A 24379-nucleotide genomic window follows, 5' to 3' on the forward strand; every position below is an offset into this window, starting at 1 on the left:
CAACCATGACCCGCATCGCTCGGCTGCCAGAAATGCGCTGCCGCCACGCAGGTTCCAAGGAGCGCAGGGCACAGGCCCGCAGCATCACCCGCAATCCGCATCCACCGCGATTATGGCGGCAACGTGGCCTTGGCCCGCGATTTGCTTATGGCGGCAAGGTGAAAGAAAAGGCGGCGATGCTTTTTTGCATCGGCAGGATGACCGCGGTGCCCTAGTGAAGTCTACGCCCTCCTCGCCAGGCGCGGAGGCTTCGACGCACGCGAAGCGACGGCCAAACTCCCGCAGATGCCGCCTTCGCAGAAAGAAAGGCCGGCGCGTTCGCACCGGCCCCACATTCTTTCCCCACGGGCCGCGCTTCTTCGGCGCGGCTCTCCCGTCCCCATTCCGAAGCGCTTACATCCGATACGCGATCGTGTCGTTCCAGAAGCGGTCGAGGCGCTGCAGCGCGCGGTTCATCTGCTTGAACTCGTCGGTGTTGATGCCGCCGACCGCCTCGATCGAGCCGACATGGCGCTCGTAGAGGCCGGCGACGACGTCGGCCACCTCGTTGCCCTTCGGCGTCAGCGAGACGCGGACCGAACGGCGGTCGATGCGCGAGCGCTGGTGGTTGATGAAGCCGAGGTCGACCAGCTTCTTCAGATTGTAGGACACGTTCGAGCCGAGATAGTAGCCGCGCGAGCGCAGCTCGCCGGCGGTCAGCTCGGAATTGCCGATGTTGAAGAGCAGCAGCGCCTGGATGGCGTTGATGTCGGAGCGGCCGTTGCGGTCGAACTCGTCCTTGATCACGTCAAGCAGACGGCGGTGCAGACGCTCCACCAGCTGCAGCGATTCCATGTACAGCGAACGGATAGCCTCGCGGCGATCGTCGGATACGTTTGCGGTCTTCGCCGCCGGACGCGAATTGATCATTGTCTTTGCCTCTCGTTTGTCGCCTTGGTGATTTTTTGTTTTTCACCTTGATCGCGACACTATCGAATACTCATAAAATTCGACTTAAACGCCAGGGCTAACAAGAGCTTACCGGTAAGAGGTTTCGGAAGACGCTTAACGATCGGTCACCCGAGCAAGAACAATTAACCTAAAGATTTAGCCAACGGATTTTGAGAGAAAACGGGCCGCGAAATCGACCCGGAAAACCAACCTCCGGCCTATTGGCGGAGCTGGCGCTTCTGCAGCCAGATGGTGACGCGAAAGACGATGTAGAGCAAGGCCACGCATGCGTGCGAGATCACGATCAGCATCCGGTGGCCGAAGAGATCGGGGAAGCCGGCATACATCACCGTCTCCGTCACCGCGCAGATGAACCAGATCACCGGTCCCCAGGACGCCAGCATCCAAAGGCCCGCCGCGGCGAAGGGAAAGAAGACGGCAAGCGTCGCCGCCGCCACCTGCCAGTGCACCGGCATCAGATCGAAGCGCCACAACTGGCCCGGATAGATGCCGATCAGGCGGATCCAGTAGAGAATGCCAAACAGGAGGCAGTAGCCGGCGATGGCGCGCTGGAACCAGGCGAAGATGACCTCGGTGGTCGAGGGTTGCAGCACCACGCGCCTGGAGGTGACCTCGCTCACAGGGCGAGCTCCTTATCCCCGAGCGGCGCGAAATAGGCGTCGATGTCGGCGGCGCTGATGTCATCAAGGCCCGCCGGCCGCCATTCCGGTTTCGACCCCTTCTCGATGATGGCGGCGCGGATGCCTTCGTAGAAATCATGGCCGGCCAGCATGCGGTTGAGGATGCGGAACTCCATCTTCATGCATTCGTCCATCGACAGCGTCGATCCCGCGCTGATCTGGCGCCAGGCGACGTTGAGGCTGGTCGGCGAGCGGGTCTTCAGCGTCGCCAGCGTCTTCGCGGCAAAAGCATCCTCGGCCCCTGCCCGTTCAAGACTGTCGATGATGCCGGCGAGCGAGCCCTGCGAAAAATGACGCGCGATCGCTTCCAGGTCCTGCCGCTCGGTCTCGCGCCTGGCGGGCACGAAGAAATCGCGCAGCTCGGCGTTGGCGTCGCCGCTCGTCGCCAATTCGTCGAGCAGGCCCGCCTGGTCCTCGGCCTTGATGGTGTGGGTGGCCAACCCCGACCAAAGCGCGTCGCCATAGCGGATGCGATTTCCCGTCAGCCCGAGATACATGCCGAAAGCGCCGCCCAGATCCGGCAGCAAGTGGCTGGCGCCGACATCGGGGAAGAAGCCGATGCCGACCTCCGGCATGGCGAACTGCGCGTTTTCGGTCAGCACACGATGCGAGCCATGGAAGGAGACGCCGACGCCGCCGCCCATGACGATGCCGTCGATCAGCGCGACATAGGGTTTCTTGAAGCGGGCGATGCGGGCGTTGAGCCGGTATTCGTCGGCGAAGAAGTCGACGGGCGGCTTGCCGGCGCGTCCGGCCTCATAGATGTGCAGGATATCGCCGCCGGCGGAAAACGCCCTGCCCTCGGCCTTGACGACGACGACGCCTACGCCCGGATCCTGCTCCCAGGCGTCCAGCGCCTTGCCGAGCGCCTTGACCATGTTGTGCGTGACGGCGTTGAGCGCCTTCGGCCGGGTCAACGTGACCACGCCCGCTCTACCCAGCCGCTCGAAGCGGATCTCGTCGCCTCCGCCAAAATCCATCACCAGAAAATCCCTCTCTCCGCCCGCCGGGGGAGAGAAGTGCTAAAGGCGGCATGGGGACGCGTCAATGGTAGCGGGTCCGAGCTGGCGGTTCTTGCGCTGGCGGGCGGCCGCGCCAGGTGTTAGGTAACCGGCAAAGCACTGTGCCCGCGTCCGACCGGTTCGAGCAGATCGACATGCCTGGAATTTCCCGCTTCGTGGTTGGATTGGCCGGTCTCCTGTGTCTGGGACTGCCCGCCCGCGCGGCGGCGATCGCCGATCTCTACCAGGCGCAAACGATCGTCACCGGCACCGGAGACGTGAACCGGCAGATCGGCTTCAAGGATTGCCTCGACAAGGTCCTGGTGAAGGTCTCGGGCGACCAGCGCCTGACGCAAAAACCGGAGATGCTGGCGCTGCGCGACAAGGCGGCCGACTTCGTCCAGTCCTTCCGCTATCACGACCGGCTCGAAGGCATCCCGATCCATGACGAGCAAGGCACGCATGACAGGCCGCACGACCTGACCTGCATCTACAAGCCGACCGTCGTCGACAAGCTCTTGGCGCAGCTCGGCAGCAGGCCCTGGCTCGGCGAGCGGCCGCCGATCGCCGTCTTCATGACCGTCGAGCAAGGCTCGCGGCATTTCGTTCTGACGGCAGATGAGGATCAGGGCAAAACGATGCGCGAATCCTTTTCCAATGCCACCTTTCCATTGCTGATGCGCGTCACCTTTCCAAAGGCCGGGCAGCTTGGCGGCCTGAGTGGCAAGGCGCTTCCCGGAGCCGATACGGCAAGGCTCGACAAGCTCGCGAAAAGAGCTGGAGCGGCCCGAGCACTCGCCGGCAGCATCGTGTGGAGCGACAAGGACCTGGGCTGGATCGCCGACTGGCGGCTGGCCGATCATGGCAAGACCTATCGCTGGCAGGTGCGCGGCGTCAGCTTCGACGAGGCGTTCCGGGTGGCCATCAGGGGCGCGGCGCAGATCCTTTCGGGGAACGGACAGCCCTGAGATTCCTCGTCCCACGAAGTGGGGAGAGGTGGCTCGGCGAAGCCGAGACGGAGAGGGGGAACGCCGGTTCCGTCGGCAAAGGCCCTCGTATTGGAAGACTTCCGCCCTACGAAGGCCCCCTCTCCGTCCGCTTCGCGGACACCTCTCCCCCGCTTTTAGCGGGGGCGAGGAATTAGGCTCCGGCTGGCACAATCGTGTCGCATTGGTCAGCGGCGGAGACGCGTGGTAAAAGCCGGCGCAAAAGAGAGTTTCGGCCATGAACAAATTCACCCCCGCAAAGCCTGCCGGCGCGCGCAGCGTCGACGAGATCACCGGCAGCCGGCGGCTGAGGCGCATGCGAAAGGCCGACTGGTCGCGCCGGCTGGTGCAGGAGAACCAGCTTTCGGTAAACGACCTGATCTGGCCGATCTTCGTCGTCGACGGCAAGAACACACGCGAGCCGATCGCCGCCATGCCGGACGTCTACCGCCTGTCCGTCGATCTCGCGGTGAAGGAGGCCGAGCGCGCCGCCAAGCTCGGCATTCCGGCCATCGCCACCTTCCCCAATGTCGAGCTTGCGCTACGCGACCAGACCGGCTCGCACATCCTCGACCCGGACAACGTCATCAACCGCGCCACGCGCGCCATCAAGGACGCGGTGCCGGAGATCGGCATCATCACCGATGCCGCGCTCGACCCGTTCACCAGCCACGGCCATGACGGCATCCTGCGCGACGGCATCATCGTCAATGACGAGACTGTGAGCCAAGTCGCTGCCGCGGCCGTCATCCAGGCCGCCGCCGGCGCCGATATCATCGCGCCGTCCGACATGATGGACGGCCGCATCGGCGCCATCCGCGACGCGCTCGACGCCAACGGCTTCCAGGATGTGGCGATCATGTCCTATGCGACGAAGTTCGCTTCGGCCTTCTACGGCCCCTACCGCGAGGCGGTCGGCACCGCCGGCCTGCTCAAGGGTGACAAGAAGACCTATTACATCGACCACGCCAATTCCGACGAGGCGGTGCGCGAGGCCGAACAGGACCTCGCCGAAGGCGCCGACATGCTGATGGTCAAGCCCGGCCTGCCCTATCTCGACATCATCCGCAGGCTGAAAGACGAGCTGCAGATGCCGACCTTCGCCTATCAGGTGTCGGGCGAATATTCGATGATCAAGGCAGCGGCCGCCAATGGCTGGATCGACGGCGAAAAGGCGATGCTGGAATCGCTGCTTTCGCTTAAGCGCGCTGGCTGCGACGGCGTGCTGACTTATTTCGCGCCGACCGTGGCGGAAATGCTGAGGGGATAGGCTCCCTCCCGACTGATCTGATGCCTTTGCTGGATGACCGGCCGGCCATTCTGCCCGGTGGATTTTGTTCACCCTGCAGAATACTGATTGCAAAATGCAATCAGTTAAGCTATTCCGCTTGCACATCACAACTGCTCAGGAGGAAACCGTGTCCAAGCTCCGTGTCAATTGTTTTACGCTCTCGCTCGATGGTTACGGCGCCGGTCCCGACCAGAGCCTCGCCAACCCGCTCGGCCTGGGTGGCGAAAATCTGCACAAATGGATGATCAAAACCCGCTCGTTCCACCAGATGATCGGCAAGGAGGGCGGGACGACGGATACCGATGACGAGTTTGCGGTGCGCAGCTTCGAGAATGTCGGCGCCTGGATCCTCGGCCGCAACATGTTCGCGCCGAGCCGCGGCGAATGGCCGGACGACGATTGGAAAGGCTGGTGGGGCGCCAACCCGCCCTATCACGTGCCGACCTTTATTCTGACGCATCACAAGCGCGCGCCGATCGAGATGGAAGGCGGCACGACCTTCTACTTCGTCACCGACGGCATCCACTCGGCGCTCGAACAGGCAAAGGCGGCCGCCGGCGGCAACGATGTGCGCGTCGGCGGCGGCGTTTCGACTGTACGGCAGTATCTCGAGGAAAAGCTGATCGACGAGATGCATCTGGCGATCTCACCCGTCCTGCTTGGCTCGGGCGAGCATCTCTTCAACGGCCTCGATATGCTGAAGCTGGGATACCGCTGCACGGAGCAGGTGGCGACCGCCGATGCAACGCATGTGATGATCGGGCGGGCGTAGTTACAGCTTTTTCTCCCCGTCACTATACGGGGAGAAATGCCCGGCAGGGCAATGAGGGGCAGCACTGCCGGCAGAGATTAACGACCCGTGCGGCGAATTGGAGGCCAACCGTAGGCGCTGGCGCCGCCCCTCATCCGCCCTTCGGGCACCTTCTCCCCGTGAAACGGGGAGAAGGAAGGGCGCTAGTACTTCTCCGGCACGTAAAGCTCGCGCGGCAGCACCCGGCGCTCGTAGTCCGGATTGAAGACACGCTCCGGCAGCGTGATCTCCTCATGCGGAACCTCCTCATACGGCATCTGCTGCAACAGATGGTCGATGCAGTTCAGCCGCGCACGCTTCTTGTCGTTGCCCTCGACGATGAACCAGGGGGCTTCGGGAATGTTGGTGCGGGCAAAAGTCTCTTCCTTGGCCTTGGTGTACTGCTCCCAGCGCACGCGCGACTGCAGGTCCATGGGCGACAGCTTCCACTGCTTCATCGGGTCGTGGATGCGCATCAGGAAGCGCATCTGCTGCTCCTCGTCGGTGATCGAGAACCAGTATTTCACCAGCGTGATGCCGGAGCGGACCAGCATGCGCTCGAATTCCGGCACGTCGTGGAAAAACTCTTCGACCTGATCCGGCGTGGCAAAGCCCATCACGCGCTCCACACCCGAGCGGTTGTACCAGGAGCGATCGAACAGCACGATCTCGCCGCCCGCCGGCAGATGCGGCACGTAGCGCTGGAAATACCATTGCGATTTCTCGCGCTCGGTCGGCGCCGGCAATGCCACGACGCGGGCGATGCGCGGGTTGAGCCGCTGCGTGATGCGCTTGATGACGCCGCCCTTGCCGGCGGAGTCGCGGCCCTCGAAGACCACCACCAGCTTCTTCTTGTGGTAGGCGACCCATGACTGAAGCTTGATCAGTTCGGATTGCAGCCTGAGCAGCTCGCGAAAATAGGTCATTCGCTCGATGGAAGGCGGATGCGACTTCTTGTAGATCTTGGCGATCTCGAGCGAGAGCGCCGGTTCGGAAAGCTCCAGCTCATAGTCTTCGTCGAGCGTGTCCTCGAGTTCGGCTTCAAGCCAGTCCTTCGCCCCGGAATTCGATTTCAATTCGTTCATCGCGCAGCTCCGTCTGCCTGTCAGYCATCATCGCTTCGGAATCCGCRCCGGCTCCGGACGGACATTCCTTGAGCCGACTGGGATACAGAGGCGCAATGACGGTTTTATTGCAATCGCCCGCAGCGGACCTCGACGATATGTGATCGGCCCGTATCGATAGCGGGGCGACAAGCCGCCGGAATTGTCCTACAAATCCCCTCGCCTCTTTTCCGGCGCCGGCCACGGCGCCTCTTCAAAACAAAGTTGCGAGGACCGACATGGAATACCGCACGCTCGGCCGATCCGGCTTGAAAGTCTCGACATTGACGCTTGGCACCATGACCTTCGGCGGCACCGGTCCGTTCGCCGCCGTCGGCAATTCCGACCTCGCGGAGGCGAGACGCATCATCGACACCTGCATCGATGCCGGCATCAATCTCATCGACACGGCAAACGTCTATTCCAACGGATTGTCGGAAGAGATCATCGGCGAAGCGCTCGGCGGCAAGCGCAAGAATGATGTGCTGATCGCCTCGAAGGCGCGCATGCGCATCGGCACCGGTCCCAATGACGAAGGCCTGTCACGCCACCATCTGATCCGCGAATGCGAAAAGAGCCTGAAGCGGCTGAGAACCGACGTCATCGACGTCTATTTCGTCCACCAGTGGGACGGGCTCACCCCGGTCGAGGAAACGATCGCGGCGCTCGACACCTTGGTCAACCAGGGCAAGATCCGTTACATCGGCTGCTCCAACTGGGCGGGCTGGCAAGTGATGAAGGCTCTTGCCGTCAGCGACAGCCGCCACCAGGCCCGTTTCGTCACCCAGCAGATCCACTACACGCTGGAAGCGCGCGAGGCCGAATACGAATTGCTGCCGATCTCTGTCGACCAGGGCCTGGGCGTACTGGTCTGGAGCCCGCTGGCCGGCGGCCTGCTGTCGGGCAAATACCGTCGCGACAGCCCGACCGCGCGTCAGCTTGGCGGCTGGACGGAACCGCCGATCCGCGACGAGGATCGTCTGTGGCGCATCGTCGACGTGCTCTCCGACATCGGTAAGGCGCGCGGCGTCTCGGGCGCGCAGGTGGCACTTGCCTGGCTGCTCGGCCGCCCCGCCGTAAGCTCGCTGGTGATCGGCGCGCGCAACGAGGCGCAGCTCAAGGACAACCTCGCCGCGGCAAGCCTTTCGCTCACCGAAGAGGAGCGGCAGCGCCTCGATGGCGTCAGCCGGCCGCCGGTGCTTTACCCCTACTGGCACCAGCAGTTCACCGCCAGGGACCGTTTCGGGCCGGCCGACAAGGTGCTCGACCGCTCTCACGCTTAGAGCAATTCCAGGAAAAGTGAGCGGCTTTCCCGTCCGGAATTGCGTTAAAACAAGGAGACAGAGCGGTTCGCCGTTTCCCTGAAACGGTGAACGCTCTAGAGCTACGGCGAGACGTTCAACCGGCGATAAAGCGCCAGACTTCCGGATCGGACTTTATCTGCCCGCTCAGCACGAAATATTTGTAGAGGACGAGCAGCGAGATCGCCTGCTCGTCCTGCTCATTGCCGAATTGTCGGCAGTAGGCGTTCGCGGCGGCGGTTATCCGCCCCGCCTCGGCGGGATGTTTTTCGAAATAGGCCACCTTGTCGACAAGGTCGGAGAAATCCGGCCGCAGCGGCACGTAGTGGACGTTGGGCTCCACCTTGGCTTCCGCGAACCAGGTTTCGTAGGTCGGTTCCGGCATCAGGCAGAGCGAATTGGAGCTCATGATCCATTTCAGGTTTGTCGCGACATCATTGCCTTCGAGCGAGACGATGTAGCGATACTGCCGCTGCTGCTCGATGTTCAGGAACGGCTTGCGGTATCCATCCGGCGCGTCGGCTCTGTGGRAACCCGCATCGCAAATTGGCAGTTCGGCGGCCTTTTCCACGAACCGGGTGCGGAGAGGATTGTTGAGATGGCCGCGCCAGACCACCATCGGGCGCTTGTCGGCGAAAGACAGCTTGTCGGGCGGCATGTAGAAGTGACGGAACTTGTTCAGCTTCATCAGCACGCCGTTCGCATTGTCGTCGCCGATGGGCCGGTCTTTGACGATCCTCGGGAGTTCCGGAACGCCGACGACGTCGCCGAATTCGAAATCGATCAGCAGGCCGGGATCGAAATAACGGGCGAATTCCTTGAGGTCGTAATAATACATGCTGGAAGCGGTCGGCAGCTTGCCGACGGCCATGGCGTCCAGACTGGGCACGAACGGCTGTTCCAGCTTGTTGTAGTAGTTCAGTCGCTCGCGAACCGTCTTGCCTGAAAGCCTGGCCTGCTCGAGCCGATTGGCCAGGCGGTCGCGAAACAGGGATTGCGGTGCGCGGTCACGCGCGAAATTGCGCGCGTAGTAGAACAGCTTTGCGGCGGTTCGTGAGATTGAGGCCATGCGTCCGCGAATTCAGCAAGATGGTCAATGGTAGTCTGCCTTCATCCCCCTCGTCTCCTACAGCATTCTCCCGGCCATGTTGCAAGCCTGCTAATGCGAATGGCCCCAAGAGACTTTACGCTGCGACAACGGCGAACCCTCTGGCGCGCAAGCCGCGCCGGTCGTCATGCAGCGAGGCGACAAGCCGATCGCGACTGCCGGCGATATGGGAAGAAAGCAGCCGCGCCGCTTGCTCGGCATCGCCGCTCCTGACGGCGGCGAGGATGGCGTGGTGCTCGGCCCAGGCGCGGCCGAGCGCCTTTTCATCCCGCACCTCCAGCCAGCGCGCCCGCGATAGCCTGGTCATCGCGTCGCGAACGGCCCTGAGCAGAAACTCGTTGCCGGAAAGCCTTGCCAATTCGATGTGAAAATCCAGGCCGACGCGATGCCATTCCTCGCGCGGCGTCTCGGTGTCGCAAGAATCGAGCATCGCCGCGATCACGTCGATGCCGCTGCGGTCGTCGAGCGCCGCCGTCAGGCGAACCGCCGCAACTTCGACTGCCTCGCGGTAGACGGCGATCTGCCCCAGCTCGGCGAGGTTGATCGGCGCTACCGTCCAGCCGCGGCCATCGCGGCCGATCAGCCCTTCCGTTTCCAGGCGCAGCAGCGCCGCCCGCACCGGCGTGCGCGAAGCGCCGAACCGGCTCTCGATCCAACGCTCGGTCAAACGTTCGCCCGGGCCGATCTCCAGCCCGAGGATCATCTCGCGAAGCTGCCTTTCGACAGTCTGCATCTGCGACATTGTCGTTCCGTTCTCCGAAGCCGCATTGACAGCGGCAGGTGTCAGGTCCATGACGGATACCATCTTGGTATCCCAAACTGGTATCCGTAACAACCCCAGCATTGGCACGCGTGACATGACGCCGAACGAATCCGGACAAAGCGGCTTCAACATCCATTGGCGGCGCAACCTCGCCGTCTGCTTCGCCGGCTCGTTCAGCACGCTTATCGCCATGACGCTGCTGCTGCCGTTCCTGCCGCTTTACGTCGAGCAGCTCGGCGCCGAAGGCCACGCGGCGATCGTGCAGTGGTCGGGCGTCGCCTATGGCGCGACCTTCTTCGCGGCAGCACTTGTCGCGCCCTTGTGGGGACGGCTGGGCGACCGCTACGGCCGCAAGCTGATGCTGGTGCGCGCTTCGTTCGGCATGGCGATCTGCATGTCGCTGACCGGCATGGTCCAGACCGTCTGGCAACTGGTGCTGCTGCGGCTGCTGATCGGCTTTGCCGGCGGCTATTCCTCTGGCTCGACGATCCTGGTGGCGATGCAGACGCCGAAGGAGCGCTCAGGCTGGGCGCTCGGCGTGCTGGCGGCGGGCATCACCGCAGGCTCCCTGGTCGGGCCGTTGCTCGGCGGCCTGCTGCCGCCGCTGATCGGCATTCGCGCGACCTTCCTGCTTTCCGGCGGCGTCATCTTCCTGGCCTTCCTGGCGACCACTTTCCTGATCAAGGAGAATCCGCCGGTGCCCAAGCCCGCCTCGACGGCGAAGCCGAAAAGCGGCTGGTCGCAGATCCCCGACAAACGGCCGATCGTCGCCATGCTGACCACCGGCATGCTGCTCGCCTTCGCCACCATGTCGATCGAGCCGATCATCACCGTCTATGTGCAGCAGCTCGTCGAGGACCAGAGCAAAGTGACCATGGTCGCTGGCGTCGTCATGTCCGCCGCGGCGCTCGGCACCATCCTGTCCTCGTCGGGGCTGGGCAAGCTCGCCGACCGTGTCGGCCACTGGAACGTCGTGGTCGGCGCCCTTGCCGTCTCGGCATTGCTGCTCATTCCGCAAGCCTTCGTCACCAATGGCTGGCAGTTGATCGGCCTGCGCTTCCTGATGGGCCTGGCGCTGGGCGGACTGTTGCCCTGCATCACCAGCGTCATCCGCCACAACATCCCCGACGGGATCGGCGGCAACGTGCTTGGCCTGGCGATCTCGGCGCAATATGTCGGCCAGGTCGCGGGACCGCTGTCCGGCGGCTTCGTCGGCGGGCATTTCGGCATGCGCTCGGTGTTTCTGGGCACGTCGGTGCTGATGGCGCTGGGTGCTGCCTACAACTGGATTGTCCAGTCGCGCCGGGCAAGGCATATGCTGCTCGAGACCGGCGAATCCTGACAAGCGCCCTCGCCCAACCCCAGCATGGAGCATCCAAGATGAGCCTTACCGGGCAAGCATCAGACGGCAGGAGCCGCGTCCTCGTGCTGGCAGCCGGGCTCGTCGGCGCGGCCGGCGTGGCGCTGTCGGCGGCGGCCGCGCATCGCGGCGGCGCCTTCACCGGAACGGCGGCCAATTTCCTGCTGATGCATGCGCCGGTGCTTCTTGCCGTCGGCCTGGCCGGCGGCAACCGCTGCCTCAGGATCGCCAGCCTCGTCCTGCTCGCGGGCCTGCTCCTGTTCTGCAGCGATCTGCTCGCGCGCGACTTTCTCGGCTCACGGCTGTTTCCGATGTCGGCGCCGATCGGCGGCACCCTGCTGATCGCCGGCTGGTTGGCGATCGCCGTCTCGGCGCTGTGGCGCCCGCGGCCATAGATTATTTCCGACGAGTTTTTCAACCGGCGAGCCGCTTGCGCTTGCGCGCAGGCGGCTCGCTGGCGCGGCGCCGTTCGGGCTGCTCGGTTGCGGGCGTGATGCCCCAATAGTTGCGATAGATGTCCTGAAAAAGGTGACCAATCGGATGCATGACTGTCTCTCCTGTATTGAATCGATCCAATCTATGACGCGAAAAATGGCTGCGGATCAGCCGCGCTTGCGCTCCACGAGGAAGCGCGGCTCGCGGCGCCAGGGACTCAACCTGCCGCGCCGCTTCTCGCTGACAGCGGCCGAGACGATGCCCCAGTCGTTGCGGTAGACGTCCTCGAACAAATAGCTCACCGGATGCATGGCACCCTCCTATCGAAACTCGCTCCATCATGAAGCATTTTGGATCGATTCAAATCTTACCCCTCAGTCACGCCACGTCAAGCGAATTTGAATCGATCCAACAAAAATGTTAGATGACCGGCGGCAATTCAGCGGTCATGTTCGTGGCGTGACCGGATTCGGAGGCACGACATGGCATCACTCCTCGAAGGCCAGGCGAGACCGATCAGGCTGGCCGATATCGCCAAGGCCGCCGGCGTCTCGCACGGCACGGCCTCGAATGTTTTCAGCCGTCCCGAGATCGTGCGCGCCGAAGTGCGCGAGCGGGTCAAGGCGGTCGCGGAGCAGATGGGCTATGCCGGCCCGGACCCGAAAGGCCGGCTGCTGCGCGCCGGCAAGGTCAACGCCATCGGCGTCGCCACCACAGAGCCCCTCTCCTACTTCTTCGACGATCCCTTCGCCCGCGTGATGATGGCCGGCATTTCCGAAGCCTGCGACGCCACCGGCGCGGGCATCGCGCTGGTGTCCGCCGCCAATCAGGAAAAGCTCGCCTGGAACATCCAGAGCGCGCTCGTCGACGGTTTTGTGCTGTTCTGCATCGAAGGCGGCTCGCGCCTTGTCGACCTGACGCGCGAGCGCAAGCTGCCCTTCGTCGCGCTGGAGCTCGGCTTCCAGGACGAGACCGTATCGGCGATCGGCGTCGACAATGTTGCCGGCGCGAGGCTCGCCGCGCGCCATCTCGCCGAACTCGGCCATCGCCGCTTCGCCGTCCTGTCGCTCGGCTTTGCCGACAATCGCACGGGCTTCGCGACGCCGGAAGTGGTGCGCAGCGCGGTCTACACCGGCACGCGCGATCGCCTTGCCGGCTATTTCGAGGAGCTTTCCCGCTTCGGCATCGATACGGCGAAAATCCCGGTCTATGAGACCGAGAACGAGGAAAAGAGCACCAGGGCCGGCCTCGAGGCGATCTTCGCCAGGAGCGAACCTCCGACCGCCATCCTGGCCATGTCGGACCGCATGGCCCTGATCGCCATCGACTGGCTGAGAGCAAGGGGGCTGGGCGTCCCCGGCGATGTCTCCATCGTCGGCTTCGACGGCGTGCCGGACGGCGCGTTGTCCACGCCCCCGCTGACCACGATCGCCCAGCCGATCACCGAGATCGGCCGCCGCGCCGCGCGCATGATCCTCGACCATGACGGCGCCGTCCGGCGCGAGACGATGGGGGTCGATTTCGTCGTCAGAGGCTCGACCGGTCCAGCTCCGAAAGCCTGAGCAAGCTCAGGCGATCTAAAAGCGCGTCGCGATCCTCCGGATTCGCTCCATGCGCTTTAGTTCTTGATTTTATGCATGTCTTTGTCCCGAAACCGGTTCCCACTTTCGGGAGACATGCATTAGACGAAAGCCCGCCAGGCATCTTTCGTTGCACAGCAATCAGTAGCCGCCTGCCCTCGCCGGCAGCGGGTGCACGCCGAACGGCGCGCGCGCAGGCTCCTCGCGCACCGGCTTGGCGCGGGACGGGCCGAGGCCGGCAAGCCATTCGAGGTAGAGCGCAAGCGCGAGCTGCATGGCGATGCCCGCCGCGATCAGCAGCGTGTCGTACGCCAGGCCGCCCGGATTGATCAGTTTCAGCACCTGCGCCGCCATGGCAAGCAGCGTGCCCGCGATGAACACCGGCAGCGAGCGCTTGCCCAGGATCGCCAGGGGATTGTCGGGCCGGACGCGGAAGAGGTTGGAGACCGCCGGCAGCGCCACGATCAGATAGCTGACCGACAGGATGTGCAGGAGCCGCGGCAGCGACAGGAAGGTCTTGTCGAAACCGCCGATCACCACCGGCAGGTTGAACCAGGTGATCTGCCCCCAGAGCGGACTATGCACCCAGATCGCCGCGCCGATCACATAGATGCCGGCAGCACCAAGCAGCCATGGATTGGCCGGGATCCGCCCGCCGCGCTTCACATGCAGCATGGCGGCAAGGCCGATGTTGAACAGGAATTGCCAGGACAGCGGGTTGAGGAACCAGAGGCCGGGCTCTGGATAGTTCGGCGGCGCGATCTGCCAGATGCCTGCGACGAGCCAGAGCAGGCCGGAAACGATCAGCGCCGGCACCGGCCGATAGCTGACGAACAGCACGAAGGCGGGCGCCGCCAGAAGCAGCGCCGCGTAGACCGGCAGGATGTTGTTGTAGCCGAGCTGATGGCCGAGTGTGACGACGCCGAGCAGCACCTGCGGCGTGTTCTTCATCAGGGGCTCGATGTTGATCATCGTCAGCATTTCCGGACGGTGCGCGAACAGCGCGGCGGCGCAAAACAGCGCGATCACCACCATCGTGATGACGATGTGCGAGATGTAGAGCACGCCGGCGCGCCGCCACATCTTCAGGGTCGCGAGCAACCGGCCGCCCGGCTTGAACTTCGTGCCGTAAGCCAGCGCCACCGAGATGCCGGAAATCAGCACGAAGGCTTCGGCCGCATCGGAAAAGCCGAAATTCTTGTAGGTCCAGTTCTCGAAGACCGTGCCCGGCACGTGGTCGACGAAAATGGTGAGCAGAGCAAGCGCGCGCAGCACGTCGATACGCGTGTCACGCTCTCCGGTACGCCTGTCGCGTTCGTTGGAAACAGGGGTGGTCATCGACAAAAGGCCTCAAAGCTGGTTGTTCATAGCCAGCAATGCGACCCCCGGGGCGCACCGCTTCGATTCCTCCCAGGGGAGTGTATCGCCGCAGAAACGGACTGAAATGCGCCTGGTTCAATCAACTTTCGCGGAGCGCGAAAATATTCCGTTTTGAAGCCGGCAAATCAACGAATCTCTCATGGAATCAAATGGATGTGAGCGTGTCCGAATATAGCGACGAAAACAGTATTATGCGCCGGGATCTCGCCTTCCCCTACCGTCTGCTGAGGCCGGCAAACGCAGGCGGCGAGTGCCTGTTCGTGCTGCACGGGTCAGGTGTCGACGAGACGACGATGCTGCCGCTGGCGAGGCAGATTGCGCCCCGTTCGGTGATTGTCGCGGCGCGCGGCCGCATCCCACAAGAGGATGGATTTCGCTGGTTCGAGCGAATCACGCCGATCAATTTCGAGCAGGCCAGCATCCATGCCGAGACGGCTGCCTATGCCCAATTCGCGACGGAAGCTGCGAGGATCCATGGGCTCGACCTGAAGCGTGCGACTTTCCTTGGCTATTCGAACGGCGCCAACGTCGTCTCCAGCCTGATGCTGCTCCATCCCGGCGTGGTCAGGCAGGCGGCGCTCTTGCGGGCAATGCCGGTGCTCGACACGTCCCCGATGACCGACCTCGGCGGAACACGCGTGCTGATCGTCGCCGGTGCCGCCGACCAGACCTACGGTCCGTTCGCGCCCGCGCTGGTGACGTTGTTCAGCGAACGCCACGCCGAGGTCGACGCACGCATCATTGCCTCCGGCCATGAATTCGGCGACGCGGACGCCGCGATCGTGCGGCAGTGGCTGGCAGCGCCTGCACAGATTGCCTGATCGGGCCGCCCAGGCGGGCTTGCCGCCGCCCGATCGACTGCCGCAATACGGGCACGGGAAATGGTCCAGGCACGCCTTGGCGAGCTATTCGAGCGGCCTCCCAGCCAGAACCCTCACCCATGCCCCATCCGGTTCCAGGCGTCCAAGCCCGCAATCTTGTAGGCTTCCGCCAGCGTCGGGTAGTTGAAGGTGTTGTTGACGAAGAAGTCGACCGTGCCGCCGAGATTGATCACCGCCTGGCCGATATGGATGAGCTCGGTGGCACCCTCGCCGACGATGTGGGCGCCGAGCAGGCGGCGCGTCTCGACCGAGAACAACAGCTTCAGGAAACCGCTTGAGACGCCCATGATGTGGCCGCGCGAGGTCTCGCGAAAACGTGCCAGGCCGACCTCATAGGCGGCGCCGCTCTCGCGCACCTGCTCTTCCGACAGACCGACCGTCGAGATCTCCGGCACGGYGTAGATGCCGTAGGGAAAGCTTTCCGGCGGCGGCGGCAGGTTGACGCCGAAGGCGTGGCAGGCCGCCACCCGGCCCTGCTCCATCGACGTCGAGGCGAGGCTCGGGAAGCCGATGACGTCGCCGGACGCGTAGATGTTGGGCACGCTGGTCTGGAAGGTATTCGGGTCGACCTTGATGCGGCCCCGGGCATCCGCCTCGATGCCGACCAGGTCTAGACCGAGGCTGGCGACGTTGCCGGTGCGGCCGGCGGCGTAGAGCACCATCTCGGAGCGGATGGTGCGGCCATCCGCCAGCGTCACCTCGGCATGGTCGGGCTTCGAGGCGATCTCCTTCACCGTGCTGCCCAGCCGGATGGTCATGCCGCGGTCGCGCATCTGGTGGATGAAGTCGTCGACAATCTCGCGATCGATGAAGTCGAGAATGGTGTTGCGCGGCTCGACCAGTGTCACCGGCACGTCGAGCGCGGAAAAGATGGTGGCGTATTCGACGCCGATGACGCCGGCGCCGATCACCGTCAGCGTGCGTGGCAGATGATGGAGCTCCAGCATTTCGTCGCTGTCGAAAACGCGCTTCTTGTCGAAGGGTACGTCGGCCGGACGGTGCGGCCTGGTGCCGACGGCGATCAGCGCATTGGCGAAGCCGACCTCGCTGTAGTCGCCATTGTCGGCGGTCAGGCTCGCCTTGTTCGGCGTGAGGAATTTTACCGCGGCGCGCGCGCTCTTCACCGTGTTGCGCATGAACTGGTGCTGCAGCACCTCAACCTCATGGTCGAGGGTCTTGTGCAGCCGTTCAACCAGGTCGCCGATCGAAATGTCCTGCTTGACCCGGTAGCCGCGCCCGTAGAAGCCGCGTTCGCGCCAGCCCGAGAGGTTGAGCACCGTCTCGCGCAGCGTCTTCGACGGGATGGTGCCGGTATGCACCGAGACGCCGCCCAGGCGCCGGCCCCTGTCGACCACAAGCACCGACTTGCCGAGCTTGGCCGATTGCACCGCGGCGCGGCGTCCCGAAGGGCCGCTGCCGATGACCAGCATGTCGTAGTCCATGTCCCCGTCCCCTTTGTGCGCCGCAGCACGCTAGACCGGGAAGAATGTCATGTTCAACAGGCAACACCATTCCCTCGGCAGACCGACCCGCCAATGCATGCGAAAACTTAACTGGACAGCAAGGCTTATATGCAATGGTCCTTATAAAGGGGAATTACGGGGTGGCAGAGTTGAGCATTCTCAAAAGTGATGCGCTGCCTGGCGCGGAAACGGGTTTTTGGTCCGGACTGCGGAGCAGCGAAACCATCATCGATCTGCGCGAGGGCCTGTTTCGTTTTATCGCGCTGGCCGTAGCCGCGGTCTTCGTCTATCGCGGCGCGCGCCATGTGGTCATCGATCCGGGCCGTCTCAATATCCTGCTGCTCATGATCTCCGATGCGCTGACCTTCATCTGGCTGCTTTTGGCGCGGCGGCCATTGGTGCGCGACTGGAGTCCTTTCACGGTATTCATCTCGCTGACCGCCGGTTTCGGCTCGGGCCTCGTCTCGCTCCAGGACGGCACCGCCATCATCCCGCTTTATATTGCGGCGGCGCTGCAGTTCCTGGCGCTGTGGCTGGTCATCTGGGGAAAGATGTCGCTCGGCCGTTCCTTCGCAATCCTGCCGGCCAATCGCGGCGTCGTCACCAGCGGCGCCTACCGGTTCGTTCGCCATCCCATCTATGCCGGCTATCTCGCGGGGCACATCCTTTTCCTGCTGTCGAGCTTCTCGCTCTACAATTTCACCGTCTACGCGACCATCACCCTGTTCCAGATCCATCGCATCCTGCGCGAGGAACGCATCCTGGCGCTGACTCCGGAATATCGCGACTATCTCGGGCGGGTCCGCTACAGGCTCTGCCCCGGTATCTTTTGATATCGCGCCCACCGGCCGACGGGCAGGTTCCTTGAATTCCGGGYCGCTCTCACCATTTGAGAGGACGGCAGGCATCTCGTTGTGGATGCGGCAATCGAGGAACAGACATGAACGCACGCGTTTTTGACGGCGAGATCATCACGACCAGGTTCGAGGATACCCGTGCCTATCGCGGGGTGCGGACGAGGCGTATCTTTGCCTTCCTGCTCGACTATTTCTTCGTCGCGCTGCTGACCATTCCCTTCGCCATCCTGGTCGCCATTCTCGGGCTGTTGACCTTCGGCCTTGGCTGGGCGCTGTTTTCGGTGCTGGTGCCGATGGTCGCCATCCTCTACATCTGGAACACCCTGGGCAGTCACGACCAGGCGACGACCGGCATGAAGATCATGGGCATCCGCCTGGAGAAGCTCGACGGCAGCCGCATCGACGGCATGACGGCCGTGGTTCATTCGGTTCTGTTCTGGGCCGGCAACGTCATCCTGACGCCGCTGGTGCTCCTGGTCACGCTGTTCTCCGACCGCAAGCGCACGCTGCATGATCTTTTGCTCGGCACCGTGGTCACCCGCACCGACATCTGACGGTGTCCAGGGCCGCGCAGATCAAACCCCCGCGCCGCCCGCGCTAAAATATGAACAGGTCCACGCCGTCGCGTCAGCACAATCCTGTTGAAATTTTCGCCGGCCGGGCCAAAGGTAGGGCGATTCGCAGGAGCGTTTCCAAGATTAGATGACGCAGCATCCGACCCAGTCGCCGCAGTTCTTCCTGACCGCGCCGTCGCCGTGTCCCTATCTGGAGGGACAGTTCGAGCGCAAGGTGTTCACGCACCTTGTCGGCGACAAGGCGCCGGAGATGAACGACCTGCTCACGCAAGGCGGCTTCCGGCGCTCGCAGAACATCGCTTACCGCCCGGCCTGCGAATCGTGCCGCGCCTGCGTCTCGGTGCGCATCCTGGCACAGGAATTCGACCCCAGCCGCAGCATGCGCCGCGTTGTCCAGCGCAATACCGACCTCGTCGGGGCCATGCATGACGCGCAGCCCTCGACCGAGCAATACTCACTCTTCCGCGCCTATCTGGATGCCCGCCATCGCCGCGGCGGCATGTCGGACATGACCGTGCTCGACTATGCGATGATGGTGGAAGACACGCATGTCGACACCAAGATCATCGAATACCGGCGTCGCGGCCCTGACACTTTCATCACCGGCAAGGGCCATGGCGAACTGATCGCTGTCGCGCTCACCGACAAGATGGCCGATGGGCTCTCGATGGTCTATTCCTATTTCAATCCCGACTTAGAGGACCGCTCTCTCGGCACTTTCATGATCCTCGACCACATCGCCCGCGCCAAGGCGATGGGCCTGCCCCACGTCTATCTCGGCTACTGGGTCAACGGCTCGCGCAAGATGAATTATAAGATGCGCTTCATGCCGCAGGAGCATCTCGGCCCGAAAGGCTGGGAGCGCTACGACCACGAAGCGGTCAGTCGCTAAAACAGTTTTCCCGAACCCGCCCTTTCAAGGGAGAAGCCGGTCTTGCGCGCCCTCGCGCGAGATATGCGCAATCGCGCCGGCCCTTGCTCCCGATTTGTTTCGAGAACGATCACATGTCTTCCCACACCGATCACCAGAAAGGCCTCCTCGTCACCGCCATCGGCGGGCTGGTGCTGAGCATCGATATTCCGCTGATCCGGCTTGCCAATGGCGAGGCCTGGACCATCCTTTTGCTGCGCACCAGCTGCACCTTGGCGGCGGCGCTGATCATGTGGGCCGTCTGGCGCTCGTACAGCAAGAATGCCCCGCAGCTCATACCTGGCTGGCCGGGGCTGGTCGTGGCCGTGATCTACGGGCTCGGCGCGGTCGCCTTCATGACAGCCGTCTATCATACATCGACAGCCGACCTGGTCTTCATCCTGGCCTTCAACACCGTCTTCGCGGCGCTGTTGTCCTGGCTGTTCCTGAAGGAGCGGCCGCGGCCGCTGACCCTCGCCGCGATGGCGCTGATGATCGTCGGCGTCGCCATCATCGTCGGCGATTCCGTGGGCACCGGATATCTGTTCGGCGACCTGATGGCTTTGTGCTCCGCCTTCCTGATTGCCTGCGCCATCACCATCTCGCGTGCCAGCGACAAGGACATGGGCTTCACCGCGCTGATCGGCGTGATCCTGCCTTTCGGGGTGGCGGCGTTCATGGTCTCCAGGACCGGCTTTCAAGTCGACGCCCCCTGGTGGATCATCCTGAACGGCGGCGTCGTCATGCCGATCGCATTCTTCTGCCTCGCCAACGGACCGAAATACATCTCGGGCGCGGAAGTCGCGATGTTCTATCTCCTGGAAACGATCCTGGCGCCGGTCTGGGTGTGGATGATCTTCGCCGAGGCGCCGTCACGCAACAGCCTGATCGGCGGCGGCATCATGATCGTAACGCTGATCGCGCATTCGCTCTGGCAATTGCATGAAGGCCGCAAGCGCCGCGCGGACCTCGCGGTGCATCACCCGGCCTGAATCTTCCTCGGCTCGGCGGCCGCCTCGATCCGGGGCGGTCCACCGGCCTCGTCGGCCACTGGCGGGATCTCGTCCATCAATTCAACCTCGCGCAGCCATTCACGCCAGATGGCGACGAGCAGCGCCATCAATACAGGGCCAATGAACAGGCCGAGGAAACCCATCGTCTTGACGCCGCCGATCAGGCCGAAAAAGGTCGGCAGGAACGGTAGCTTGATCGGGCCGCCGACAAGCTTTGGCCGCAAGGTCTTGTCGACGATGAAGAGCTCGACCGCGCCCCAGATGAAGAGCGCCGCGCCGGCGACCAGCTTGCCGCTGGCGGCGAGGTAGATCGACACCAGGGTGAAAGAGAGCGGCGCGCCGCCCGGGATCAGCGCCATGATGCCGGTGAGAGCGCCGAGCGTGACCGGCGAGGGCACGCCGGCGAGCCAGTAGGCGGTGCCCAGCACAAGGCCCTCGCCGATGGCGATGATGGTCATGCCCGTCACGGTCGAGGAGATGGTTGCCGGCACGACACGCGAAATCCGCTCCCAGCGCGTCGGCAGGATGCGCTCGCCGAGACGATCGATCTGGGCCGCGAAAGACTCGCCGTCGCGATAGGCGAAGAACAGCGCGATCATCATGAACAGAAGCGTCAGCAACAGACCGAAGGCGCTGCCGCCGGCGGCCAGGGCGCCGCGATAGATGGTGCCGATGTTGGAACCGCTGATCAGCTGAATCAATTCGCCGATGCCGCCGGGATGGCCGAGATAGGCCGTCCACTGCTCGTTCAGCCACTCGCCGATCACCGGCATGGTGGCGATCCATTGCGGCGTCACCGCACCGTGGCGATTGGTCTCGATCGCCCAGACGACCCATTCGCGCAGCTCGTTGATGGCATAGGTACCGGCAAGCGCGATCGGCACCACAAGGAAGGTGAGGATAAACAGGATCGCCAAAGTTGCGCCGATGGTGCGGTTGCCGCCGACGGCGGCGAGCAGCCTTCGATAGAGCGGCCAGCTGGCGAAGGCGATGACGAGGGCGGCCAGCACCGGAAACAGGAAACCGTGGAAGAAGTAGACGCCGGCGGCGACGATCAGGACCAGGAGCCAGCGCGCCGCCGACAGCGGCGGAATGACGGCAGCCCTGAGCGGCGTCGACAGGCCGAACAGGCGCTGTCCCGGCTTCTGGATCTCGGCTCGCTTCAACCCGGCGTTTCTCCTCTGCCCGATGGTTCACTGGATATCTATGCACCATCATAGTGCAGCAATCGTGACGATAGTCCAAATAAGCCTTTCCTTCTCCCCTTGTGGGAGAAGGTGGATCGGCGCGCAGCGCCGAGACGGATGAGGGGTGCTCCAGCGGAGTGAGACGCCAAAAACGTCCAAGGAATTTAAGCGCTTATGTCCTAGAGGTCGCGATCCTTCCAACACCCCTCATCCGGCCGAGCTTCGCTCGTCCACCTTCTCCCACAAGGGAGAAGGGAAGGCGGCGCTACCCGAACTTACCCGTCCTCGGGAAACCCTTCGGCACCATGCGGCCGGCGGCGGCCCGCGAGCCGATCCACTCGACCAGTTCCTCGCGCGACTTGGTGAAGGTGCGGTCGGCCGAATCCTGCCAGGTCAACCCCGTCTCCAAAGTGAAGGTCTTCAGGTCCAGCACGCCGCCGTCCTTGTATTTCTGCAGCCGCACGCCCTTGCCGCGCGCCATCTCCGGGATTTCGGCGAGCGGGAAGACCAGCATTTTGCGGTTCTCGCCGACGATGGCGAGATGGTCGCCCGAAACCGGAATGCAACGCTTGGCCTCGTCCGGCGCCTTGACGTTCATCACCTGCTTGCCCTTGCGGGTATTGGCGACGACCTCTTCCTCCGAAACCACGAAACCGTTGGCGTCGTAGGAGACGAGCAGCAGCTTTCGCTTCGGATCATGGACAAAGGCGGTGACGATGTCCTGATCGTTCTCCATGTCGACGATGATGCGGATCGGCTCGCCATGGCCGCGCCCGCCCGGCAGCCGGTCGGCGCCGATGGTGTAGAATTTGCCGCCGGTGGTGAAGACCAGGATCTTGTCCGTGGTCTGGGCATGGAAGGCAAGCTTCAGGCTGTCGCCTTCCTTGAAGGCGAGTTGCGAATGGTCGGTCAGGTGGCCCTTCATGGCGCGCAGCCAGCCCTTTTCCGATACCACCACCGTCACCGGCTCGCGCTCGATCATCGCATGCGCGATGTCGGTCAGGTCGTGCTCGGGCGCGTCGGCGAACTGGGTACGGCGTCTGCCGAGCTCGGTCTCCGGGCCGAACTTGTCGCGAAGCTGAGCGACTTCCCACTTGATCGTCGCCCATTGCTTGGCGTCCGACGCCAGCAAGGCCTCGATCTGCTTCTTCTCGGCGGTGAGGCCGTCGAACTCCTTGCGGATCTCGATCTCCTCGAGCTTGCGCAGAGCGCGCAGGCGCATGTTGAGGATGGCTTCGGCCTGGTTGTCGGTGAGCGACCAGCGGGCCATCATCACCTGCTTGGGCTCATCCTCCTCGCGGATGATCCTGATGACCTCGTCGATGTTCAGATAGGCGATCAGGTAGCCGGCAAGGATTTCCAGCCGTTTCTCGATCTCGCCGAGCCGGTATTTCGAGCGGCGGACCAGAACCTCGCGGCGGTGGTCGAGCCACTCCTTCAGCACGCCCTTCAGCGACAGGACGTTCGGCACCTTGCCGCGCGACAGCACATTCATGTTGAGCGGGAAACGGCTTTCGAGCTCGGTGAGCTTGAACAGCGATTCCATCAGGATGCCGGGATCGACGGTACGGCTCTTCGGCACCAGCACGATGCGGATGTCCTCGGCGCTCTCGTCGCGGATGTCTTCCAGCAGCGGCAGCTTGCGCGCCATCAGCAGCTCGGCGATCTTCTCGATCAGCCTGGCCTTCTGCACGCCGTAAGGGATCTCGGTGACGACGATGCTCCAGGTGCCCCTGCCCTGGTCCTCCTGGCCCCATTTGGAGCGCACGCGGAAACCGCCGCGGCCCGTCTCATAGGCCTCGAGGATCGAGGCGCGGCTGTCGACGATGATGCCGCCGGTCGGGAAATCCGGTCCCTGGACGAAATCCATCAGCTTCGCCACCGGCGCTTCCGGATGCTCGATCAGATGCAGCGCCGCGTCGCAAAGCTCGGCGGCGTTGTGCGGCGGGATCGAGGTCGCCATGCCGACGGCAATGCCGGAGGAGCCGTTGGCAAGCAGGTTCGGGAAGGCGCCCGGCAGGACGGACGGCTCCTCGTCCTCTTCGTTGTAGGTCGGCCGGAAATCGACCGCGTCCTCGGTAATGCCGGCAAGCAGCTCGCTCGCCACCTCGGTCATGCGCGCCTCGGTGTAGCGCATGGCGGCGGCGTTATCGCCATCGATGTTGCCGAAATTGCCCTGCCCGTCGACCAGCGGGTAGCGCATCGAGAAGTCCTGCGCGAGGCGCACCAGGGCGTCGTAGATCGACTGGTCGCCATGCGGATGGAACTTGCCCATCACGTCGCCGACGATGCGGGCGCATTTGGCAAAACCCTGATCGGGGTTGAGCCGCAAGAGCCGCATGGCATGCATGATGCGGCGATGGACCGGCTTCAGCCCGTCGCGCACATCCGGCAGTGCCCGGTGCATGATGGTCGACAGCGCATAAGCGAGGTAGCGCCGCTCGAGCGCTTCCTTCAGATCGACCGGTTCGATTTTGTCGCCGCCGCCATTGTCATCGGGCGGCAAATGCCTCTTTCCCATGGATTTGGACTAGCCGAGCGGGTGATTCGCGGCAAGCGCCGCGTGAACATCGGCGCATTTCGCCGCTGCCCATAAGCGCAACTGGCGATGTGAAGGATTTCACGGAAGCGGCGCCGCGGCAGCTGCAATTTGCCGCCGATCTGCAACAGGCTGTGGCGGCTTCATCACGCCGGCCAACATCAATCCGTTACATGCGGCCGCTATCTGGCATGCAACGCTCTGGCGAAGGGGCCGCGGCCTTCA

General features: G+C 63.6%; 25 protein-coding genes. 13 read left to right on the forward strand and 12 right to left on the reverse strand.

Annotation, left to right across the window (positions count from 1 at the left end; translation table 11 throughout):
- Positions 1-5: 5 nt before the first annotated feature.
- Positions 6-215, forward strand: coding sequence for a hypothetical protein (locus LCM4577_RS32275; RefSeq protein ID WP_131803552.1), 210 nt, complete (start codon positions 6-8; stop codon positions 213-215).
- Positions 216-393: 178 nt separating this feature from the next.
- Here the strand turns inward: LCM4577_RS32275 and ldtR are convergent, their stop codons facing one another.
- The 3 genes from ldtR to LCM4577_RS32290 form a co-directional block, all read right to left on the reverse strand.
- Positions 394-909, reverse strand: coding sequence for a transcriptional regulator LdtR (gene ldtR, locus LCM4577_RS32280; RefSeq protein ID WP_040983294.1), 516 nt, complete (start codon positions 907-909; stop codon positions 394-396).
- Positions 910-1148: 239 nt separating this feature from the next.
- A complete protein-coding gene (locus LCM4577_RS32285) occupies positions 1149-1571 on the reverse strand; it encodes a DUF6163 family protein (protein WP_040983297.1) in 423 nt (140 codons plus the stop codon).
- The gene (locus tag LCM4577_RS32290; protein ID WP_071074753.1) at positions 1568-2611 is read right to left on the reverse strand and encodes an enoyl-CoA hydratase/isomerase family protein; all 1044 of its coding nucleotides are present in this window, start codon (positions 2609-2611) and stop codon (positions 1568-1570) included. The genes LCM4577_RS32285 and LCM4577_RS32290 overlap by 4 nt, the downstream gene beginning before the upstream one ends.
- A 176-nt stretch (positions 2612-2787) precedes the next feature.
- Here LCM4577_RS32290 and LCM4577_RS32295 point away from each other — a divergent pair, with 176 nt between their 5' ends.
- The 3 genes from LCM4577_RS32295 (at position 2788) to LCM4577_RS32305 (ending at position 5681) form a co-directional block, all read left to right on the forward strand.
- Positions 2788-3600: a DUF2066 domain-containing protein gene (locus tag LCM4577_RS32295; protein WP_071074846.1), complete on the forward strand. Its 813-nt coding sequence runs from the start codon at positions 2788-2790 to the stop codon at positions 3598-3600.
- A 256-nt stretch (positions 3601-3856) separates the two neighbouring features.
- The gene (hemB, locus tag LCM4577_RS32300) at positions 3857-4888 is read left to right on the forward strand and encodes a porphobilinogen synthase (protein WP_071074754.1); all 1032 of its coding nucleotides are present in this window, start codon (positions 3857-3859) and stop codon (positions 4886-4888) included.
- A gap of 148 nt (positions 4889-5036) precedes the next feature.
- Positions 5037-5681: a dihydrofolate reductase family protein gene (locus LCM4577_RS32305; RefSeq protein WP_041006930.1), complete on the forward strand. Its 645-nt coding sequence runs from the start codon at positions 5037-5039 to the stop codon at positions 5679-5681.
- Positions 5682-5863: 182 nt separating this feature from the next.
- Here the strand turns inward: LCM4577_RS32305 and ppk2 are convergent, their stop codons facing one another.
- Positions 5864-6784, reverse strand: coding sequence for a polyphosphate kinase 2 (gene ppk2 / locus LCM4577_RS32310; protein WP_071074755.1), 921 nt, complete (start codon positions 6782-6784; stop codon positions 5864-5866).
- A gap of 257 nt (positions 6785-7041) precedes the next feature.
- Between ppk2 and LCM4577_RS32315 the strand changes: the two genes are divergently transcribed.
- Positions 7042-8085, forward strand: coding sequence for an aldo/keto reductase (locus LCM4577_RS32315; protein ID WP_071074756.1), 1044 nt, complete (start codon positions 7042-7044; stop codon positions 8083-8085).
- Positions 8086-8200: 115 nt separating this feature from the next.
- Here LCM4577_RS32315 and LCM4577_RS32320 read toward each other — a convergent pair whose 3' ends face one another.
- Together LCM4577_RS32320 and LCM4577_RS32325 are read right to left on the reverse strand one after the other, a co-directional pair.
- Positions 8201-9172: a glycosyl transferase family 90 gene (locus LCM4577_RS32320; RefSeq protein ID WP_071074757.1), complete on the reverse strand. Its 972-nt coding sequence runs from the start codon at positions 9170-9172 to the stop codon at positions 8201-8203.
- Positions 9173-9287: 115 nt separating this feature from the next.
- Positions 9288-9953 (reverse strand): GntR family transcriptional regulator, encoded by a 666-nt coding sequence (locus LCM4577_RS32325; RefSeq protein WP_071074758.1) that lies wholly within the window; start codon positions 9951-9953, stop codon positions 9288-9290.
- A 115-nt stretch (positions 9954-10068) separates the two neighbouring features.
- Here LCM4577_RS32325 and LCM4577_RS32330 point away from each other — a divergent pair, with 115 nt between their 5' ends.
- Both LCM4577_RS32330 and LCM4577_RS32335 read left to right on the forward strand, forming a co-directional pair.
- Entirely contained in the window at positions 10069-11316 is a 1248-nt protein-coding gene (locus LCM4577_RS32330; protein ID WP_071074759.1) for an MFS transporter, read from the forward strand.
- Positions 11317-11354: 38 nt separating this feature from the next.
- Positions 11355-11729, forward strand: coding sequence for a DUF423 domain-containing protein (locus LCM4577_RS32335; protein ID WP_071074760.1), 375 nt, complete (start codon positions 11355-11357; stop codon positions 11727-11729).
- Between the two features lie 19 nt (positions 11730-11748).
- On the opposite strand, the gene LCM4577_RS32340 is transcribed toward LCM4577_RS32335, so the two are convergent.
- Both LCM4577_RS32340 and LCM4577_RS32345 read right to left on the reverse strand, forming a co-directional pair.
- Positions 11749-11880: a hypothetical protein gene (locus LCM4577_RS32340; protein ID WP_274535015.1), complete on the reverse strand. Its 132-nt coding sequence runs from the start codon at positions 11878-11880 to the stop codon at positions 11749-11751.
- 56 nt (positions 11881-11936) lie between these two features.
- Entirely contained in the window at positions 11937-12080 is a 144-nt protein-coding gene (locus tag LCM4577_RS32345; protein ID WP_198541117.1) for a hypothetical protein, read from the reverse strand.
- 171 nt (positions 12081-12251) lie between these two features.
- Here LCM4577_RS32345 and LCM4577_RS32350 point away from each other — a divergent pair, with 171 nt between their 5' ends.
- Complete coding sequence (locus LCM4577_RS32350) at positions 12252-13331, forward strand: LacI family DNA-binding transcriptional regulator (protein WP_071074761.1); 1080 nt, start codon at positions 12252-12254, stop codon at positions 13329-13331.
- 159 nt (positions 13332-13490) lie between these two features.
- Here LCM4577_RS32350 and LCM4577_RS32355 read toward each other — a convergent pair whose 3' ends face one another.
- Entirely contained in the window at positions 13491-14687 is a 1197-nt protein-coding gene (locus LCM4577_RS32355; RefSeq protein ID WP_071074762.1) for an OpgC family protein, read from the reverse strand.
- Between the two features lie 233 nt (positions 14688-14920).
- Here LCM4577_RS32355 and LCM4577_RS32360 point away from each other — a divergent pair, with 233 nt between their 5' ends.
- A complete protein-coding gene (locus LCM4577_RS32360) occupies positions 14921-15550 on the forward strand; it encodes an alpha/beta hydrolase (protein ID WP_371410090.1) in 630 nt (209 codons plus the stop codon).
- A gap of 113 nt (positions 15551-15663) precedes the next feature.
- Here the strand turns inward: LCM4577_RS32360 and sthA are convergent, their stop codons facing one another.
- The gene (gene sthA / locus LCM4577_RS32365) at positions 15664-17052 is read right to left on the reverse strand and encodes a Si-specific NAD(P)(+) transhydrogenase (protein WP_071074764.1); all 1389 of its coding nucleotides are present in this window, start codon (positions 17050-17052) and stop codon (positions 15664-15666) included.
- Between the two features lie 161 nt (positions 17053-17213).
- On the opposite strand from sthA, the gene LCM4577_RS32370 reads away from it, so the two are divergent.
- The 4 genes from LCM4577_RS32370 to LCM4577_RS32385 all read left to right on the forward strand — a co-directional run bounded on the left by LCM4577_RS32370 (position 17214) and on the right by LCM4577_RS32385 (position 20407).
- Positions 17214-17906 carry an isoprenylcysteine carboxylmethyltransferase family protein gene (locus LCM4577_RS32370; RefSeq protein ID WP_244508491.1) on the forward strand — a complete coding sequence of 231 codons (693 nt, stop codon included), beginning with the start codon at positions 17214-17216 and terminating at the stop codon, positions 17904-17906.
- A gap of 107 nt (positions 17907-18013) precedes the next feature.
- Entirely contained in the window at positions 18014-18484 is a 471-nt protein-coding gene (locus LCM4577_RS32375) for an RDD family protein (protein ID WP_071074766.1), read from the forward strand.
- 148 nt (positions 18485-18632) lie between these two features.
- Entirely contained in the window at positions 18633-19397 is a 765-nt protein-coding gene (locus tag LCM4577_RS32380; protein ID WP_040983323.1) for an arginyltransferase, read from the forward strand.
- Between the two features lie 113 nt (positions 19398-19510).
- Positions 19511-20407 carry a DMT family transporter gene (locus LCM4577_RS32385; protein ID WP_071074767.1) on the forward strand — a complete coding sequence of 299 codons (897 nt, stop codon included), beginning with the start codon at positions 19511-19513 and terminating at the stop codon, positions 20405-20407.
- On the opposite strand, the gene LCM4577_RS32390 is transcribed toward LCM4577_RS32385, so the two are convergent.
- Positions 20395-21594 carry an AI-2E family transporter gene (locus LCM4577_RS32390; protein WP_071074768.1) on the reverse strand — a complete coding sequence of 400 codons (1200 nt, stop codon included), beginning with the start codon at positions 21592-21594 and terminating at the stop codon, positions 20395-20397. The two genes, LCM4577_RS32385 and LCM4577_RS32390, sit on opposite strands and share 13 nt — an antisense overlap.
- Before the next feature lie 286 nt (positions 21595-21880).
- Positions 21881-24136, reverse strand: a complete 2256-nt coding sequence (parC, locus tag LCM4577_RS32395) for a DNA topoisomerase IV subunit A (RefSeq protein ID WP_071074769.1) — start codon at positions 24134-24136, stop codon at positions 21881-21883.
- Positions 24137-24379: the final 243 nt, after the last annotated feature.

Origin of the sequence: Mesorhizobium sp. LCM 4577 (assembly GCF_001854795.2) — a bacterium.
Lineage (GTDB): Bacteria > Pseudomonadota > Alphaproteobacteria > Rhizobiales > Rhizobiaceae > Mesorhizobium > Mesorhizobium plurifarium.